Origin of the sequence: Microbacterium sp. BE35 (assembly GCF_031457705.1) — a bacterium.
Classification (GTDB): domain Bacteria; phylum Actinomycetota; class Actinomycetes; order Actinomycetales; family Microbacteriaceae; genus Microbacterium; species Microbacterium trichothecenolyticum.
Genome location: NZ_JAVDXD010000007.1, coordinates 88,860 through 106,006 on the forward strand (window position 1 = coordinate 88,860; position 17,147 = coordinate 106,006).

A 17,147-nucleotide genomic window follows, 5' to 3' on the forward strand; every position below is an offset into this window, starting at 1 on the left:
ACCGCGGGTTCGCCCGGCCCTGCGGCGTCACGGGGGCGGGTCGGTGCGCACTCGGGTGCACGCGGCCCGGGGCGTCACGAGCGCGGGAAGGTGCGCACCCGCTCGACGCGGAACGTGTGGGGGAGCGCCGCGACGTCGCGCGTGCGGTCTGCGCGCGGCAGCTCGTAGAGGTCGAGCATGAGCTGGACGGGGTAGTCGATGCGCTGGCGCACGGTCTTGACCCAACGGTGATCGATGAAGAATCGCACCGCGTCGGGCGTCCACTCGGCGGCGTAGTCGTGCATCTGGGTGAGATCGCCCTCGACACGGATCTTCTCGAAGTCGTCGCGCAGGCGCGGGTCGTGCTGGCGCTTGACGCCGACGCCGACCCAGCCGCCCTCCTCGCCGACCTCGCTGCCGAAGATCTCGGCGATGCAGATCTCGCCGGAGTCCTCGGGGCGGTCCTCGAAGCCGATCGGCCAGAACGCCACCATCGCGTCCGGGTGGCGCACCGCGGCCATGCGGACTTCGACCACGCCGTACCGCGGGAGGTGGAGCCGGCGCTCCGGCTGCTCTTCGCGCACCACCAGGCCGTCGCGGAAGCGGTGCTGCCCGATCGTGCTGCCGCGCGCGCCCGAGAACTGGCCGGTCTGCACGTGCGAGACGCGGTTGTCGCCGTCGAACTCGGGTGACCACGGCGCGGTGTCGGCGTCGATGAAGAGTTCGAGCGCGTCGGGCGCGATCGAGTACCGGGCGGCCGTGCGCTCGCGCGACGCCCAGTGCGGCAGGTAGTGCGGCCACCACACCTTCTCGTCGAGCACGCCCTCGCCGAAGCGCTCGTCGAGGTCGGGCTCGCGGCCATCGAGATCGAGGGGGGAGAGGTCGAGGGTCCAGATGTGGAAAGAGAGTTCCGAGCCGCGCCAGGGCTGCGTGCCCGAACCGCGGTGCTCGAATCCCGCGGTGCGGCAGAGCGCGTTGGACGCGGCGTTGTCGACGCCCGGGAAGGCGACGAGCAGGTGGCGGTCGTGGCGGGCGGCGATCTCGTGGGTGAGCAGGCGCAGCGCCGCCCGAGCGAGGCCGCGGCCCTGCCACTCGGGGAACACGTTCCACCCGGCTTCCCACGCGGGTGTGCCGTCGTGGTCGATCCGCCAGTACCCGATGCCGCCGACAGCGACGCCGCCGAGCTCGATCCGGTACATGACCGCCTCGCCGGTGCGCATGAGGCGGAGGTGGCGTTCCTGCCGCTGCGCGAGCTCGGCGGGCGTCTCGGGACCGCCGAGGTGCGCCGTCATCTCCGGCGTGTTGGCGCGCTCGAGCAGCGGCAGGTCGTCGGGACCCCACGCCGCGAGGGTGACGGTCGCATCGGTCATCCCGTCCATTGTGCGCCCGCGCGGCGATGGCTGCGTGGCGGGGCGGCCGGGTGGGCGTGGGGGTGGCCGGGCAACCGGCCGCGTAAACACGGCCGCACGGGACCGCGCGGCTGCACGGGGGTCAGCGGGCGGGGCTCAGCGGTCGGTCACGAGGATGGTGTTCCCGTCGGGGTCGGTCGCGGTGAAGAAGAGGCAGCGGTCGGGGTCGCCGAGCTCGTCGCCCGGGTGCGCCCCGAGCCGCGCCAGGCGCTCGTGCACGGAGGCGAGGTCGTCGACGCGGAAGTTGCAGGTCGCCCATGGCAGCCCCGGTTCTACGTGGATGCCGCTCTTCGGGCCCATGAGCGTCACCTGCCCGTGCGAGCCCGCGAGCACGCTCGAGGAGTCGCTCTCCTCGACGACGCCGAGGCCGAACGCATCCGCGTACCAGTGCGCGCTCGCTCGCGGATCGTGCACGGGGATGAACGCGGTCGTGATCGCCGTCGGCGGGCTCATGACCTGAGCCTAGGCCTGGACGCGGACCTTCGCGCGGTACTGCCCGAACACCGCGGGCACGGCCTCCCGAGGCGCCCTTGCTGTGCGTCTCGCACAATGCATCCGTCACCAGGGTCGCTCCAGCGTTGTGGACATCCACTAGAGGCTTTGAGTGGAGGTTGTGGGAGTCCTACGGTCTAAGGGAACTTGATCCTTCCCGTCGCACCGAGAGGTGATGCACATGGCTGACGCCGCCGTCCGCACCAAGAAGCCCGCCGTCCACAAGAACACACCCGCCGGCGGAGCGCCGACCGCTCCGCACACCGCTGCCGAGGCATCCGATCCCCGTATCGACATCGCTGCGGTCACCGATCTGCTCCTCGGGACGTGGGGCGAGACCCGCCGCGAAGCCCGCGAGATGATCAAGGACCCCGCGTTCTGGCGCATCGAGGGCCAGCCGATGCCCGAGCACCGCGAGCGTGTGCTGACGCAGCTGCACCTGCTCGTCGAGCACGGCGGCTCGCGCCGCGCGATGCCCGAGAAGTTCGGCGGACTGAACGACAACGGGGCGAACCTTGCCGGCTTCCAGGAGCTCGTGCTCGCCGACCCCAGCCTGCAGATCAAGTCCGGCGTGCAGTGGGGCCTGTTCGGCTCGGCCGTCTTCCAGCTCGGCACCGAGAAGCACCACGACAAGTGGATGCCGGGCATCACCGACCTCTCGATCCCGGGCGCGTTCGCGATGACCGAGACCGGACACGGATCGGATGTCGCGTCGATCGGCACGACCGCGACCTACGACCCCGAGACCGAGGAGTTCGTCATCCACACGCCGTTCCGTGGCGCGTACAAGGACTACCTCGGCAACGCGGCGCTGCACGGCAAGGCGGCGACCGTGTTCGCGCAGCTCATCACGGGCGGCGTCAACTACGGCGTGCACTGCTTCTTCGTGCCGATCCGCGACGACGAGGGTGCGATGCTCCCGGGCATCATCAGCGAGGACGACGGCGTCAAGGGCGGCCTCAACGGCATCGACAACGGCCGCCTCGCGTTCGACCAGGTGCGCGTCCCGCGCTTCAACCTGCTCGACCGCTACGGTCAGGTCGCCGCGGACGGCTCGTACACCTCCGACATCCCGACGCCCGGCCGCCGCTTCTTCACGATGCTCGGTGCACTCGTGCAGGGCCGCGTGTCGCTCGACGGCGCCGCGACCACCGGCACCGCGCTCGCCCTGCACATCGCGCTCACCTATGCGAACCAGCGCCGCCAGTTCGACTCGGGCGCGGGCACCGAAGAGGTCGTGCTGCTCGACTACGGCAAGCACCAGCGGCGCCTGCTGCCGCTCCTCGCCCAGAACTACGCGCAGTTCTTCAGCCACGACGAGCTGCTGAAGAAGTTCGACGCGGTCTTCTCGGGCCGCACCGACACCCCTGAGGAGCGCGAGGACCTCGAGACCCTCGCGGCGGCGCTCAAGCCGCTGTCGACGTGGAACGCGCTGAGCACGATCCAGGAAGCCCGCGAGGCCTGCGGCGGCTCCGGCTTCCTCGCCGAGAACCGCATGGTCGGCCTCCACCAGGACCTCGATGTCTACGTCACCTTCGAGGGCGACAACAACGTCCTGCTCCAGCTGGTCGGCAAGCGGCTCCTGTCGGACTACGCCAAGCAGTTCAAGGGGAAGGATGCCGCGGCCCTCGCCCGCTTCGCCGTCGGCCACACGGCGGGCAAGGTGTTCCACGGAGCGGGCCTGCGCCAGCTCGGGCAGACCGTGACCGACTTCGGCTCGACGGCGCGCTCGATCGAGCTGGGACTGCGCACCGACCAGCAGCACGAACTGCTCGCCGGCCGCGTGCAGCAGATGGTGGCGGACGTCGCCGCCGCCCTGCGTCCGGCCGCGAAGCTGTCGCCCGCCGAGGCGGCGGCGCTTTTCAACAGCCACCAGTCGGAACTCATCGAGGCCGCCCGTGCTCACGGCGAACTCCTGCAGTGGGAGGCCTTCACCGACGGAGTGAACCGCGTCTCCGACGAGGGCACGAAGCAGGTGCTGACCTGGCTCCGCGACCTGTTCGGGCTGCACCTCATCGAGAAGCACCTTGCGTGGTACATCATCAACGGGCGGCTCTCGACCCAGCGCGCGGCATCCGTCTCCCGCTACATCGACCGGCTCGCGGCGAGGCTGCGTCCGCACGCGCAGGATCTCGTCGACGCCTATGGCTTCGCGCCCGAGCACGTCCGCGCTCCCATCGCGTCGGGTGCCGAGCGCACGCGCCAGGACGAGGCGCGCGAGTACTACCGCGCGCTCGCCGCGTCGGGAACCGCCCCTGTGTCGGAGAAGTCGCTCAAGAAGAAGTGACGGCGCCCGGCTCGCACCGTGCGAGCCGGCGTCCTCGAATGAGGAGCGGAGCCGGGATGAGGGCTGGTCTGCGCCGACGGCTCCGCTGCTCGGCAACGATCCTCGATCGAGGATCGGGATCGTCCGTCAGGAGGCGGTCCAGCCGCAGTTGCCGCATTCGCCCGTCGCGGAGACCTCGATGAAGCAGTTCGGGCACATCGCGCGCACGCGCTCGGGGACGACGGGCTTCGCGACGCGACGCTGCGCGGCCGGACGCGGGGACGACGACTTCGCGCGCGCGGTCGGCGCGGCCGCCGCCGGCTGCGGAACGATCGCCGCTGCGGGGACGTGGTACGCGCAATAGAAGCGCACGTAGCCGTCGTGGTTCTTGGGGTGACGGTGCTTGTACGCCCACAGCTCGGTGCGGGGCAGCAGCTCGGAGTCGGGGCCGCACGTGAAGCAGCGCGTCGCCTCGCCCGGGACCACGTCCGCGAGGAGCACGGGGTTCTCGAAGGGGACCGAGTCCCGCCAATCCGCCGACGCGACGATCTTCATGGTCCTGCCTCCCAGCTGCGCGGACCCGAACAGCCCGACATTCCAAGGTAAGCGACGCGGGCGGCATCCGGGAATCGGCGTGGTGACGCGCGTCTGAACTCCGGCGACGTCGGCGGGGGAGCCTAGGCTGGCGCAGTGAGCACCGATGTCCGCCTCGGCGCCGACGGCCGCGCGCGCTGCGCGTGGGTTGGCGACGACCTCGAGTACGCCCGCTACCACGACGAGGAGTGGGGTGTGCCCCTGCACGGCGACCGGGCCCTCTTCGAGAAGATGAGCCTCGAAGGGTTCCAGGCGGGGCTGTCGTGGATCACGATCCTCCGCAAGCGCCCGCGGTTTCGCGAGGTGTTCGCGGGCTTCGAGCCCGAGGCGGTGGCGGCGTTCGGCGACGACGACATCGCACGCCTGATGACTGATGCCGGCATCATCCGCAACCGCGCCAAGATCGAGGCCACGATCTCGAACGCGCGCCTGGTGCTCGAGCTCGAGCCCGGCGAGCTCGACGCCTTCATGTGGTCCTTCGCCCCGGCATCCCACCGACGCCCGGCGACCTTCGCGGACGTTCCGGCGATCACCGCCGAGGCGGCGGCGATGAGCAAGGCGCTCCGAAAGCGCGGGTTCCGGTTCGTGGGCCCGACGACGATGTACGCCCTGATGCAGTCCGCCGGCATGGTCGACGATCACGTCGACGGCTGCTGGAGGGTGGCTCCGTAGAAACGGATAGTTCATCCGTTTCGGGTGTAGGCTGAGGGCGTGAGCCCCCGAGCCGATGCCCTGCGCAGCCGTGAGCGCATCCTCGAGGTCGCGCGCCGGCATGACGTGCGCGCGTTGCGACTCAACGACATCGCCCGCGCTGCGGGCGTCGGCATCGGCACCGTCTATCGGCACTTCCCGACCGTGAGAGCGCTCGTCGAGGCGCTCAGCGTCGACACGCTGGTGCGGTTGGGCGACGCCGCCGACCGCGCGACCGCCGAACCGGACGCGCGGCAGGCGTTCCGGCGGTTCCTCGACGACGCCCTGACGCTCCAGCTCGAGGACGGCGGTCTCGAAGCCGTGCTCACCGACATGGCCCGCACGGATCCCGTGCTGCACGACGAGTGCGCCGCGGCGCGGGGCAAGGTGTTCGCGGGCTACGACGCGGTGCTCTCGCGGGCCCAGCGAGACGGCGTCGTGCGCGGCGACGTCTCGGCCGCGCAACTGCAGCGACTCCTCTGCGGTGTCGAGCACGCCGTGCGTCTCGGCGTCCCTGCCGACCGGGACCTGCTCCTCGACATCCTCCTTTCGGGCATGCGTCCCGACCCCCAGGCAGCCCCCGACTCACCGGCCGGCGTCGCAGCGATCCGTCGCCCCGCGGCACTCGGCTGAAAGGACCTCATGGACTACGGACACCCGCTCGAATTCGGCGCCTTCATCACCCCCTCCGCCGCGAGCCCCGAGGCCCCGGTGCTGCTGTCGCAGGTGGCCGAGGCATCCGGTCTCGATCTCGTCACCTTCCAGGACCACCCGTATCAGCCAGCGTTCCTCGACACGTGGACGCTCATGTCCTTCGTCGCGGCACGCACCTCCACCATCCGCATCGCGCCCAACGTGCTGAACGTGCCGCTGCGCCCGCCCGCCGTCGTGGCGCGCGCCGCCGCGAGCATCGACCTGCTGTCGGGCGGGCGGTTCGACCTCGGCCTCGGTGCCGGCGGATTCTGGGACGCCATCGAAGCGATGGGCGGCAGGCGGCTCACGCCGGGTCAGGCCGTGACGGCGCTGGGCGAGGCGATCGACCTCATCCGCGAGCTGTGGCGCACCGACGAGCGGCGGGGCGTGTTCACCGACGGGAAGTTCCACGCGGTGCACGGCGCGAAGCGGGGGCCGCGGCCGGCGCACGACATCCCGATCCACATCGGCGCGTACAAGCCGCGCATGCTCGCGCTCACCGGGCGCAAGGGCGACGGATGGCTGCCGTCGCTCGGCTACATGCAGCCGGGCGACCTCGCCAAGGGCAACGCCGCGATCGACGAGGCTGCGCAGTCCGTCGGCCGCGACCCGCGCGAGATCCGGCGTCTGCTCAACATCGGGCAGCTCGCCGCCGATCCGCGCGAGTTCGCCGAGCGCCTCGCGAAGCTCGCGGTCGAGGACGGCATCGGCACGTTCATCCTCGCCGGCGACGACCCGAACCTGCTCCAGCGCTTCGGCGAGGAGGTGGCCCCCGCCGTTCGCGAGCTGGTGGCCGCCGCGCGCGGCACCCGCGGGGTCGACGCCGCGCCGGTGCGGTCAGCCGCGGCGCTCGCCGCACGCCGTGACGGCATCGCGTACGACGACGTGCCGGCCGGCCTCCGCGCGATCGAGCCCGGAGACTTCGAGTACAGCGACGTGCGCGCCACCTACATGCGCGGCGGGCGGCCGGGGATCGTGCTCCAGCCCTCGTCGGCCGAACAGGTCGCAGAGTCGCTCGCGTTCGCGCGGCGGCATCCCGAACTTCCTCTCGCGGTGCGCAGCGGTGGCCACGGCATCAGCGGCCGGAGCACCAACGACGGCGGCATCGTGATCGACCTCCGCAGCCTCGACGAGATCGAGGTGCTCGACACCGACCGCAGGCTCGTGCGCATCGGACCGGGAGCGCGCTGGGCGCAGGTCGCCGCAGCGCTCGGGGAGCACGGCTGGGCGCTGACGTCCGGCGACTACGGCGGCGTGGGCGTCGGCGGTCTCGCGACGGCGGGCGGCATCGGCCTCCTCGCCCGCGAGCACGGCCTCACCATCGACCATCTCCGGGCGGCCGAGGTGGTGCTCGCCGACGGCTCGATCGTGCGGACGGATGCCTCGACCCACCCAGACCTCTTCTGGGCGATCCGCGGGGCCGGCGCCAACGTCGGAATCGTCACGGCGTTCGAGTTCGAGGCCCGCGAGGTCGGTCAGGTGGGCTACGCGCAGCTCGCGTTCCAGGTGGACGACGTGGCGGAGTTCCTCGAGGGCTACGGGCGCATCGTCGAGGAGTCGCCGCGCGACCTCACGCTGTTCCTGCTCACCGGCGGACCGCGCCCCGGTCAGCCGCAGGTCGTCCAGCTCTACGGGATCGTCGACTCCGACGACCCCGACACGATCATCGCCCGCCTGCAGCCGTTCGCCGAGCTCGCCCCCCTTGTCCAGCAGTCCGTGCAGCTGACGACCTACGCGCAGATCATGGCGAACGCCGACCTCGGCCCGCAGCACGGTGCCGGCGAGCCGCACTCCCGCTCCGGGCTCATCGAGCACGTCACGCCCGCCTTCGCGAAGGCGGCGTCACGGATGCTGGACTCCGGCGCCGTGCCGTTCTTCCAGCTCCGCGCGGTCGGTGGGGCGGTGGCCGACGTCGCGGAGGACGCGACCGCGTACGCGCACCGGTCGGCGAACTTCTCGGTCGCCGCACTCGGATCCCACCCCGACCGGCTCGACGCCCAGTGGCGCACGCTCGCGGATCATGTCGACGGCATGTACCTGAGCTTCGACTCGTCCGAGCGGCCGGAGCGGATCGCCGAGGCCTTCCCGCCCGCGACGCTCTCCCGACTGCGTCGCGTGAAGGCGACCTACGACCCGACGTGCGTCTTCCGCGACAACTTCGCGATCGAGCCTGCGGACTCCGAGGCGGCCTGAGGCGCAGCATCCGTCCCCCGTCCCCCGCGTTTGGGGCGCATTCCTTCCGTTGGGGCGCAGATTCTCCGCCCCAACGGAATAACTGCGCCCCAAACCCCCCAGGTGGTCCGGATGGAGCAGGATTCAGGAAGCGAGGTGTCCGGGTTGACCGGCATACTCGTCGGCATGGCATCCGAGTCCCACATCGCTGATTCGCACGAGGTCATCCGCGTCGTCGGCGCCCGCGAGCACAACCTCAAGGACGTGTCGGTCGACATCCCGAAGCGCCGCCTGACGGTGTTCACCGGGGTGAGCGGGTCCGGCAAGTCGTCGCTGGTGTTCGGCACGATCGCGAACGAATCGCAGCGCCTCATCAACGAGACGTACCCGACGTTCGTGCAGCAGTTCATGGGGCAGTTGAGCCGGCCCGAGGTCGACGCGCTCGAGAACGTGAGCCCGGCGATCATCGTCGATCAGGAGCGCATGGGTTCGAACGCTCGGTCCACGGTGGGCACCGCGACCGACGCGCACGCGATGCTGCGGCTGCTGTTCAGCCGCATCGGCGTGCCCCACGTCGGCTCTCCGCAGGCGTTCTCGTTCAACATCCCCTCGGTCTCGGGCGCCGGCGCCGTGACGTTCGAGAAGGGCGGCAAGAAGGTCAAGGAGCGCCGCTCGTTCGAGATCACCGGCGGCATGTGCCCGCGCTGCGAGGGCCTCGGCGAGGTGAGCGACGTCGACCTCGATGAGCTCTACGACAAGACCAAGTCGCTCAGGGAGGGTGCCATCCAGGTTCCCGGCTACAACCCCGACGGCTGGATGGTGAAGGCGTTCACCGAGTCCGGCTTCGTGGACCCCGCCAAGGCGATCCAGGACTACAGCGCCGAGGAACGCGCCGACTTCCTCTACAAGGAGCCGACCAAGGTCAAGATCGCCGGCATCAACATGACCTACGAGGGTCTCGTGCCGAAGATCACGAAGTCGATGCTCCAGAAGGATCGCGACTCGCTGCAGCCCCACGTCCGCGCGTTCGTCGACCGTGCCGTGAAGTTCCTGCCCTGCCCCGACTGCGGCGGCACGCGTCTGAACGAGGGCGCGCGGTCATCGAAGATCAACGGGACGAGCATCGCGGATGCTGCGGCCATGCAGATCACGGACCTCGCGGTGTGGCTCGACACGGTGAACGACCCCTCGGTCGCGCCGCTCATGGTGGGCCTGCGCCAGACGATCGCGTCGTTCATCGACATCGGCCTCGGCTACCTGTCGCTGGACCGCGCCTCGGGCACGCTCTCGGGCGGCGAAGCGCAGCGCACGAAGATGATCCGGCACCTGGGCTCGGCACTCACCGACATCAGCTACGTCTTCGACGAGCCCACGGCGGGCCTGCACCCCCACGACATCCAGCGCATGAACCGGCTGCTGAAGCTGCTGCGCGACAAGGGCAACACGGTGCTCGTGGTCGAGCACAAGCCCGAGGTCATCGAGATCGCCGACCACATCGTCGACCTGGGCCCCGGCGCCGGCCGTGCGGGCGGCGAGGTGCAGTACGAGGGGGATGTCGAGGGTCTGCGCACGTCCGGCACCATCACCGGCCGGCATCTCGGCGACCGCGCGCGCCTCAAGGACTCGACGCGGGCCGCGAAGGGCGCGCTCGAGATCCGCGGAGCCACCCAGCACAACCTCAAAGAGGTCGACGTCGATGTGCCGCTCGGCATCCTCACCGTCGTGACCGGCGTCGCGGGGTCGGGGAAGTCGTCGCTCATCCACGGCAACGTGCCCGGCTTCGACGACGTCGTGGTCGTCGACCAGTCGCCCATCAAGGGCAACCGGCGCTCGAGCCCGGCGACGTACACCGGCATCCTCGACACGATCCGGTCCGCGTTCGCGAAGGCCAACGGCGTCAAGCCCGCGCTCTTCAGCGCGAACTCCGAGGGCGCTTGTCCCGCGTGCCGCGGCCTCGGCGTGATCATCACGAACCTCGGGTTCACGCAGACGGTCGAGACCCTCTGCGAGCTCTGCGAGGGATCGGGTTTCAGCGACGAGGTGCTCGAGTACACGCTCGACGGCAAGAACATCGCCGAGGTGCTCGCGATGTCGGCGGCCGAGGCATCCGTCTTCTTCTCCAAAGGTCCCGCACACACGACTCTGATGCGCATGATCGACGTCGGCCTCGGCTACATCACGCTCGGCCAGGCGCTCAACACCCTGTCGGGCGGCGAGCGTCAGCGCCTGAAGCTCGCGATCTCGATGGCGAAGAAGGGCGCGATCTACGTGCTCGACGAGCCGACCACCGGGCTGCACCTCGCCGATGTCGAGAACATGCTGGGGATGCTGGATCGCCTGGTCGAAGCCGGCAACAGCGTGATCGTGATCGAGCACCACCAGGCCGTGATGGCGCACGCCGACTGGATCATCGACATCGGTCCGGGGGCCGGACACGACGGCGGCTCGATCGTGTTCGAAGGCACGCCCGCCGACCTCGTCGCGGGTGCAGAGACGCTGACGGCCCAGCATCTGCGGGAGTACGTCGGCGCGTGACCGAAGCCCGCGGCCGGGGATGGGTGTTTGTCCCCATCGATCATGTCTGATCAGGTGGAATACGATCTCCGGAGTTGACACTCCCTGTCTCGTCACACCCCGTGCCGCGGGTTAGGCTGGGGTGTTCCCCCAGGTCTTCTGTGAGCTCGCGACGCCCCTCGCCGGGGTCCCACGCCACGACAAGACGCACGATGCCCCGGAGGAGGCCGACGTCCCATGAGCTCATTCGCCTGGCTTCGCGCGCGCCCGCGCGCCCTCGCGTCGGCGGGCGCGGTGACGGCTGCGGCGGTCACGATCACGACGCTCGCGTTCGTCTATCAGGGCGTGCCCACCACTGAGGTCGACCTCCACGACGGCGGTGTCTGGGTGACGAAGCAGTCGAGCCTGCTCGTCGGCCACTTCAACCACGAGTCCCAGGTGCTCGACGGCGGCCTGCGCACCACGAGCGACGACTACGACATCCTCCAGTCGGGCAGCACCGTCCTCCTCGTCGACGACTCGGGCTCGTCCGTGAGTGTCATCGACCCCGCCATGGTCGCCCTGTCGGGGGCTGCCGGCCTGCCCGGCGACGCCGACGTGGCGCTCGGCGGCGAGACGGTCGCGATCCTGGACCGCGCCTCCGGCGACCTGTGGGTGGTTCCGAGCGCAAGCGTCGGCTCGTTCCAGATCGAGGGCACCGACCCCACTGCCAGCGTCGGCAAGGGAGCGGATGTCGCGGTCGGTGTCGACGGCGTCGTCTACGCGGTCTCGCCCGAGAGCGCCGAGCTGATCACGATCCGGGTCGGGGCGGACGGAACCCCGGAAGAGCCCTCGCGAGCCGGGCTGCCCGGAATCGACGGCAAGGCCGAGCTCTCAGTCACGGCTGTCGGCGACAAACCCGCCGTGCTCGACACGGCCACCGCGACCGTGATCGTCGACGGCCGTGCGTCCGAGATCGACGGCGGACGCAACGCCGTCCTGCAGCAGCCGTCCGCAGCGTCCGATGCCGTCGCGCTCTCCACGGCCTCCGCCTTCGTGCGCGTGCCGTTCGACGGGTCGGAGCCGACGAGCGTGAAGGCCGGTGCAGACGGCGCGCCGGCCGCGCCGGTGTGGCTCGACGGCTGCGGCTACGCCGCGTGGACGGGCTCGGGCCGGTTCGTGCGCGACTGCGCCGGCGAGGCCGACGACCTCGCGGCCGACATCGACGGCATCGAGCCGACATCGCTGCTGAAGTTCCGCGTCAACCGCGACGTGGTCGTGCTCAACGACGTCGTCGGCGGAGCCACCTGGATGGCCGCCGAAGACCTGCAGCGCGTCGACAACTGGGACGAGATCACCCCTCCCGAGGGCGAGACCGAGGACGACGAGCAGACCACCGAGGAGACGACGGAGACGGTCCTCCCGGAGCGCTCCGACATCAACACCCCACCCGACGCGAACGACGACGACCTGGGCGTGCGTCCGGGCCGCACCACGATCCTGCCCATCCTCGACAACGACAGCGATCCCGACGGCGACGTGCTGACGACGCGCGTCGTCGACGGCGGCCCCTCGGTGGGCGAGATCCAGTCGATCGACAACGGCCGGTCGCTGCAGATCGCGGTCCCGGAGGACGCCCAGGGCTCGACCTCTTTCACGTACGAGGTCTCCGACGGGCGTGGCGGCACCGACACCGCCCGTGTCTCGCTCGCGGTGCACGGCTGGGACGTCAATTCGCCGCCGAAGCAGAATCGCGTGACGACCGTCGCCGTCGAGGCCGGCGGCACCATCACATACAACGTGCTGCCGGACTGGATCGACCCCGATGGCGACGACGTGTTCCTCGGCTCCGTCCAGCCGGCGGAGGGCGACGAGGCCGACTACACGTCGGACGGGCGCATCACGTATCGCGCGGTGGGCGGCACGCAGGGCCGCAAGGATGTCGAGATCACCGTCTCGGACGGGTCGGATGTGACCGTCGGCACCGTCCGCTTCGACGTGCGCCCGGTCGGCTCGATCGACCCGGTGACGAACGCCGACTACATCGCCGTCCGCGCCGGACAGACGGCCACCGTCTCCCCGCTCGCGAACGACGTCGGCGCCGGCCGCGAGCCGCTGCGCCTTGCGCGCGTCGACCCGGTGACGGGTGCCGACATCGTCCCCGACTACGCGAACAAGACCTTCACGTTCCGCTCGGCGACGCCGGGGACGTACTACGTCCAGTACATGGTCGCCGCAGGAGCAGCCGGCGTTCCGGGCATCGTGCGCGTCGATGTGCTCCCCGACGGCGAGACCGACCTGCCGCCGGTCGCCGTGCGCGACGTCGCCCTGCTGCCGAGCGGCGGCGAGGTGCTCGTCAACGTCCTGACCAACGACTCCGACCCCTCCGGCGGCATCCTCGTCGTTCAGTCGGTCACCGTCGAGCCCAACTCGGGCGTCGCGGTGGCCGTGCTGAACCACGAGACTCTCCGCATCAGCGACCAGGCGGCGCTGTCGGAGCAGGTGCGCATCTCGTACCGCATCTCCAACGGCTCGCAGTCGGCCGAGGGCGACGTCATCGTGATCCCCATCCCGGCCCCCGCTCAGCTGCGCCCGCCGGTCGCCAACGACGACCAGGTGGTGGTGCGCGCCGGAGACGTCGTGACCATCCCGGTGCTCGACAACGACTACCACCCGAACGGCGACACGATCCACGTCGCGCCGGAGCTGGTGCCGCCCCTCATCGAGCCCGAGGACGGCGAGATCTTCGTCTCGCAGGACACCGTGCGCTTCCGCGCCTCCGACGAGCCGGGCACGGTCTACGCGACATACGAGGCCGTCGACAGCACCGGGCAGAAGGACGCCGGCTACATCACGATCCAGGTGCTGCCGGTGAACGCCGACACCAACGCGGCCCCTCGCCCACGCGACCTCACCGCCCGCGTTCTCGGCGGCAGTCGCGTGCGTATCGCGGTGCCGCTGGACGGCATCGACTCCGACGGCGACTCCGTCGAGCTCGTCGGCCTCGCATCATCGCCGGGGAAGGGCCGGATCACCGAGACCGGATCCGACCACCTCGTCTACGAGGCGTTCGACGACACCGCGGGCGTCGACACCTTCACCTACCGCGTGCGCGACCGCCTCGGCGCGGAGGCCACGGCCACCATCCGCGTCGGCATCGCGCCTCCGGAGGGCGTGAACCAGGCGCCGTACGCCGTCAAGGACTCCGTGATCATGCGTCCCGGTCGCTCGGTCGCCGTGCCGGTGCTCGCGAACGACTCCGATCCCGACGGCGACGAGTTCGGCATCGTCAAGAACGGCCTGATCCTGCCCGACGTGGCGGGCCTGAAGGCGAAGGTCGACGGCAACCGCGTCGTGGTCACTTCGCCGTCGCAGCCCGTCGAGACGTCGTTGCAGTACACGATCCGCGACGCGCGCGGCGCCGAGGCGAAGGCCGTGCTGCAGATCACCGTCGCCGAGGACGTGCCCCTGCAGAAGCCGATCGCGCGCGACGACTACGTCCGCGCGGCCGACGTCGAGGACGGCGTCGTCGACCTCGAGGTGCTCGCGAACGACGAGGACCCCGACGGCACGGTCGACGACCTCGAGCTGAAGGTGGCCGACGCGGATTCGCGCGTGCTCGCCGACGGCAAGGTGCGGATCACGCTCGGCGACGCCGACCGGCTCGTCACCTACACGATCACCGACCGCGACGGGAACGAGGCATCCGCGTTCATCCACGTCCCTTCTCTCTCCTCGCTGCCGCCCACCCTCGTGTCGGCCGAGCCGGTCGAGGTCAACAGCGGCGAGACCGTCGAGCTGGCGCTCTCGAAGTACGTGCGTGCGGCGGGCGGCGGCAAGGTCGTCATCACCGAGGCCGCCAAGGTCACCGCCGCCCACAACGACGGCTCGTCGCTGATCAAGGATCAGACGACGCTCGTCTACACGTCGGCGCAGGGCTACTTCGGACCGGACGCCATCACCTTCGAGGTGACCGACGGGACCGGGCCCGACGACCCCGAGGGTCTTAAGGCCACGCTGACCCTTCCGATCACCGTGCTGCCGCCAGAGAACCAGCAGCCGACGTTCGTGAACGGGCAGATGGATGTCGCGCCCGGCGAGGACGCGACGACGCTCGACCTCGGCGGACTCACGACCGACCCCGATCCCGAGGACGCGGGCCGCATCGAGTACCAGATCGTCGGCGGCGCCCCCGAGGGCATGACGGCGACGATCGACGGCGACGAGCTGAAGGTCAGCGCGGCGGCCGAGACGAAGAAGGGCACCGCGGCGACGATCCGCCTGAGGATCGACGACGGCACCACCGAGCCGGTCGACGGCACCGTCAACGTGCGAGTGATCGCATCGACGCGCGAGCTGCCCACCGCCAACGACGACATCGTGCCGGAGGCCCACCAAGGCAAGACCGTCACCGTGGGGGTGCTGAGCAACGACGTGAACCCCTTCCCGGGGAAGCCGCTGAAGGTGACGACGGCGCTCACCGAGACCGGTCAGGGCGATGTCCGCGTGGCGGGCGACCAGGTCGAGGTCACGCCGGACGCCAAGTTCTTCGGCACGATGGTGGTGCGCTATCGCGTGCAGGACGCCACGGGCGATCCCGATCGTGAGGTCGAGGGCCGCATCCGGCTGACCGTGCAGGGCAAGCCCGATGCTCCGGGCACCCCGATCGTCTCGAGCGTGCAGGATCGCACGGTCGTGCTGTCGTGGACGCCGCCGGCCAACAACGGCGCCGAGATCGAGCGCTACCTCGTCACCTCGACGACCGGCGGCTACGAGAAGGTCTGCCTCGCGACCACGTGCACCCTCGACCAGCTGACGAACAACGTCGAGTACAACTTCACCGTGGTGGCCGAGAATCGCGTCGGCCCCTCCGACCCGTCGGCGCCGTCCGAGACGGCCCGCCCAGACGCCCGGCCCGACACACCGGCCGCGCCGACCCTCGTGTTCGGCGACCGGAGTCTCACCGTCTCGTGGGTGACGCCGACGACGCCGGGTTCGCCGGTAGAGAAGTACACGCTCGAGATCTCGCCCGCGCCGCCGTCGGGGCTCGGCCAGAAGACCGAGGTCACGGGCAACTCGATCGTGTGGGACGGGCTGCAGAACGGCGTCGCGTACCAGGTGCGCGTGCAGGCGCACAACCGCGCGCCCGACCCGTCGAGCTTCAGCCCGTGGTCGGTGAGCGAGATCCCGGCGCGCGCGCCTGAGGCCCCCGGGGCCCCGTCGGTGAACCGTCTCGACCCGGTGGGCAATCAGGCCCAGCTCGAGGTGGTGTGGGGTGCGCCGGCCGACAACGGCGACGCGATCTCGGGCTACGAGGTGCAGGTGATGCAGGGCTCGAGCGTCATCAACACTGTCACCGGCATCCCGGGCACGCAGACCCGTCAGGCGATCAACGTCGCGACGTCCACGAGCGACTACACGTTCCGCGTCCGCGCCTCGAACAAGGCGGGCTGGAGTGCGTGGGGTGCTCAATCGGCACCGCGTCGCGCGTTCGGCGTGCCGGGTGCGCCGACGGCCGTGAGCGCGACGACGCCGCGCGGTGACAGCAGCATCGACGTGTCGTACTCGCCCGCGCCCGGCAACGGCGCGACGGCCGGCGAGGTCAAGTACGAGTACTCGCTCAACGGCGGAAACTGGCAGTCGCTCACCGGCAACACCATCGGCGGGCTCAGCAATGGCACCGACTACACGGTGCGGCTGCGCGCGTACACCGCGATGGACGGGGTGCGGTACAACGGCGACCCGTCGGCGGCGTCGAACGTGGCCAAGCCGTACGGTCCCGTCCGCAACCCGGGTGTGTCGGCTTCCGCCAATGGCCGATCGATCACGTACTCGTGGAGCGCCCCGTCGCCGAACGGTCGTGCCATCACCCAGATGCAGATCCGCATCGACGGCGGCGGCTGGCAGAACGTCGCGAACAACGGCTCGACGTCGGCCAACTACGGCTACAGCGAGACGCACCGGATCGACGCGCGCGCACAGGATGCCGCCGGCCAATGGAGTGCTGTCGTGTCGGACTCGGCACGGACGGTGGATGCCCCGAAGCCGCGCGCCTGGACCAGCAAGGGCTCGAGCGCCCAGGGCATGCCGGGCTGCAGCAGCGCGTCCTGCGGCTACATGGTGCTGAACGTCGAGAACTGGGTCGCCGGCAATTACACGCTCAATTGCAACGACACCGAGGGTCGATGGGGCAACCGCACCTTCTATGTGCCGGCCAACGGCAGCGTGCAGCTGGGCTGCTACACCGGCTACACCGGGTACACCAGCTGGGTGAGCTACAGCGGCCCGGGCGGCACGGGCAACGCCGAATCGATGGTCTGGTACTGACCGCTGTGCCCTACGAACACGACAGCAACGAG

General features: G+C 70.4%; 9 protein-coding genes. 6 read left to right on the plus strand and 3 right to left on the minus strand.

Annotated features, from left to right (window positions below):
- Positions 1-74: 74 nt before the first annotated feature.
- Positions 75-1,349, minus strand: coding sequence for a GNAT family N-acetyltransferase (locus tag J2Y46_RS19900; RefSeq protein WP_310244839.1), 1,275 nt, complete (start codon positions 1,347-1,349; stop codon positions 75-77).
- Between the two features lie 135 nt (positions 1,350-1,484).
- Positions 1,485-1,841, minus strand: a complete 357-nt coding sequence (locus J2Y46_RS19905; protein ID WP_310244840.1) for a VOC family protein — start codon at positions 1,839-1,841, stop codon at positions 1,485-1,487.
- 220 nt (positions 1,842-2,061) lie between these two features.
- On the opposite strand from J2Y46_RS19905, the gene J2Y46_RS19910 reads away from it, so the two are divergent.
- Entirely contained in the window at positions 2,062-4,167 is a 2,106-nt protein-coding gene (locus tag J2Y46_RS19910; protein ID WP_045297706.1) for an acyl-CoA dehydrogenase, read from the plus strand.
- A gap of 126 nt (positions 4,168-4,293) precedes the next feature.
- Here J2Y46_RS19910 and J2Y46_RS19915 read toward each other — a convergent pair whose 3' ends face one another.
- A complete protein-coding gene (locus J2Y46_RS19915) occupies positions 4,294-4,701 on the minus strand; it encodes a hypothetical protein (protein WP_045297657.1) in 408 nt (135 codons plus the stop codon).
- Between the two features lie 135 nt (positions 4,702-4,836).
- Between J2Y46_RS19915 and J2Y46_RS19920 the strand changes: the two genes are divergently transcribed.
- The 5 genes from J2Y46_RS19920 (at position 4,837) to J2Y46_RS19940 (ending at position 17,115) form a co-directional block, all read left to right on the plus strand.
- Positions 4,837-5,412 carry a DNA-3-methyladenine glycosylase I gene (locus J2Y46_RS19920; RefSeq protein ID WP_310244842.1) on the plus strand — a complete coding sequence of 192 codons (576 nt, stop codon included), beginning with the start codon at positions 4,837-4,839 and terminating at the stop codon, positions 5,410-5,412.
- Between the two features lie 39 nt (positions 5,413-5,451).
- On the plus strand, positions 5,452-6,063 hold the full coding sequence (locus J2Y46_RS19925; protein WP_310244843.1) for a helix-turn-helix domain-containing protein: 612 nt from the start codon (positions 5,452-5,454) through the stop codon (positions 6,061-6,063).
- 9 nt (positions 6,064-6,072) lie between these two features.
- Complete coding sequence (locus tag J2Y46_RS19930; RefSeq protein WP_310244844.1) at positions 6,073-8,316, plus strand: LLM class flavin-dependent oxidoreductase; 2,244 nt, start codon at positions 6,073-6,075, stop codon at positions 8,314-8,316.
- Between the two features lie 165 nt (positions 8,317-8,481).
- A complete protein-coding gene (locus J2Y46_RS19935) occupies positions 8,482-10,830 on the plus strand; it encodes an excinuclease ABC subunit UvrA (RefSeq protein WP_310244846.1) in 2,349 nt (782 codons plus the stop codon).
- A 216-nt stretch (positions 10,831-11,046) separates the two neighbouring features.
- Complete coding sequence (locus J2Y46_RS19940) at positions 11,047-17,115, plus strand: Ig-like domain-containing protein (RefSeq protein WP_310244848.1); 6,069 nt, start codon at positions 11,047-11,049, stop codon at positions 17,113-17,115.
- Positions 17,116-17,147: the final 32 nt, after the last annotated feature.

What these genes read in the sequence shown, in the direction of transcription:
- J2Y46_RS19900 (WP_310244839.1), bottom strand. Translation starts at nt 1,349, where the DNA reads ATGACCGATGCGACCGTCACCCTCGCGGCGTGGGGTCCCGACGACCTG.
- J2Y46_RS19905 (WP_310244840.1), bottom strand. Translation starts at nt 1,841, where the DNA reads ATGAGCCCGCCGACGGCGATCACGACCGCGTTCATCCCCGTGCACGAT.
- J2Y46_RS19910 (WP_045297706.1), top strand. Translation starts at nt 2,062, where the DNA reads ATGGCTGACGCCGCCGTCCGCACCAAGAAGCCCGCCGTCCACAAGAAC.
- J2Y46_RS19915 (WP_045297657.1), bottom strand. Translation starts at nt 4,701, where the DNA reads ATGAAGATCGTCGCGTCGGCGGATTGGCGGGACTCGGTCCCCTTCGAG.
- J2Y46_RS19930 (WP_310244844.1), top strand. Translation starts at nt 6,073, where the DNA reads ATGGACTACGGACACCCGCTCGAATTCGGCGCCTTCATCACCCCCTCC.
- J2Y46_RS19935 (WP_310244846.1), top strand. Translation starts at nt 8,482, where the DNA reads ATGGCATCCGAGTCCCACATCGCTGATTCGCACGAGGTCATCCGCGTC.
- J2Y46_RS19940 (WP_310244848.1), top strand. Translation starts at nt 11,047, where the DNA reads ATGAGCTCATTCGCCTGGCTTCGCGCGCGCCCGCGCGCCCTCGCGTCG.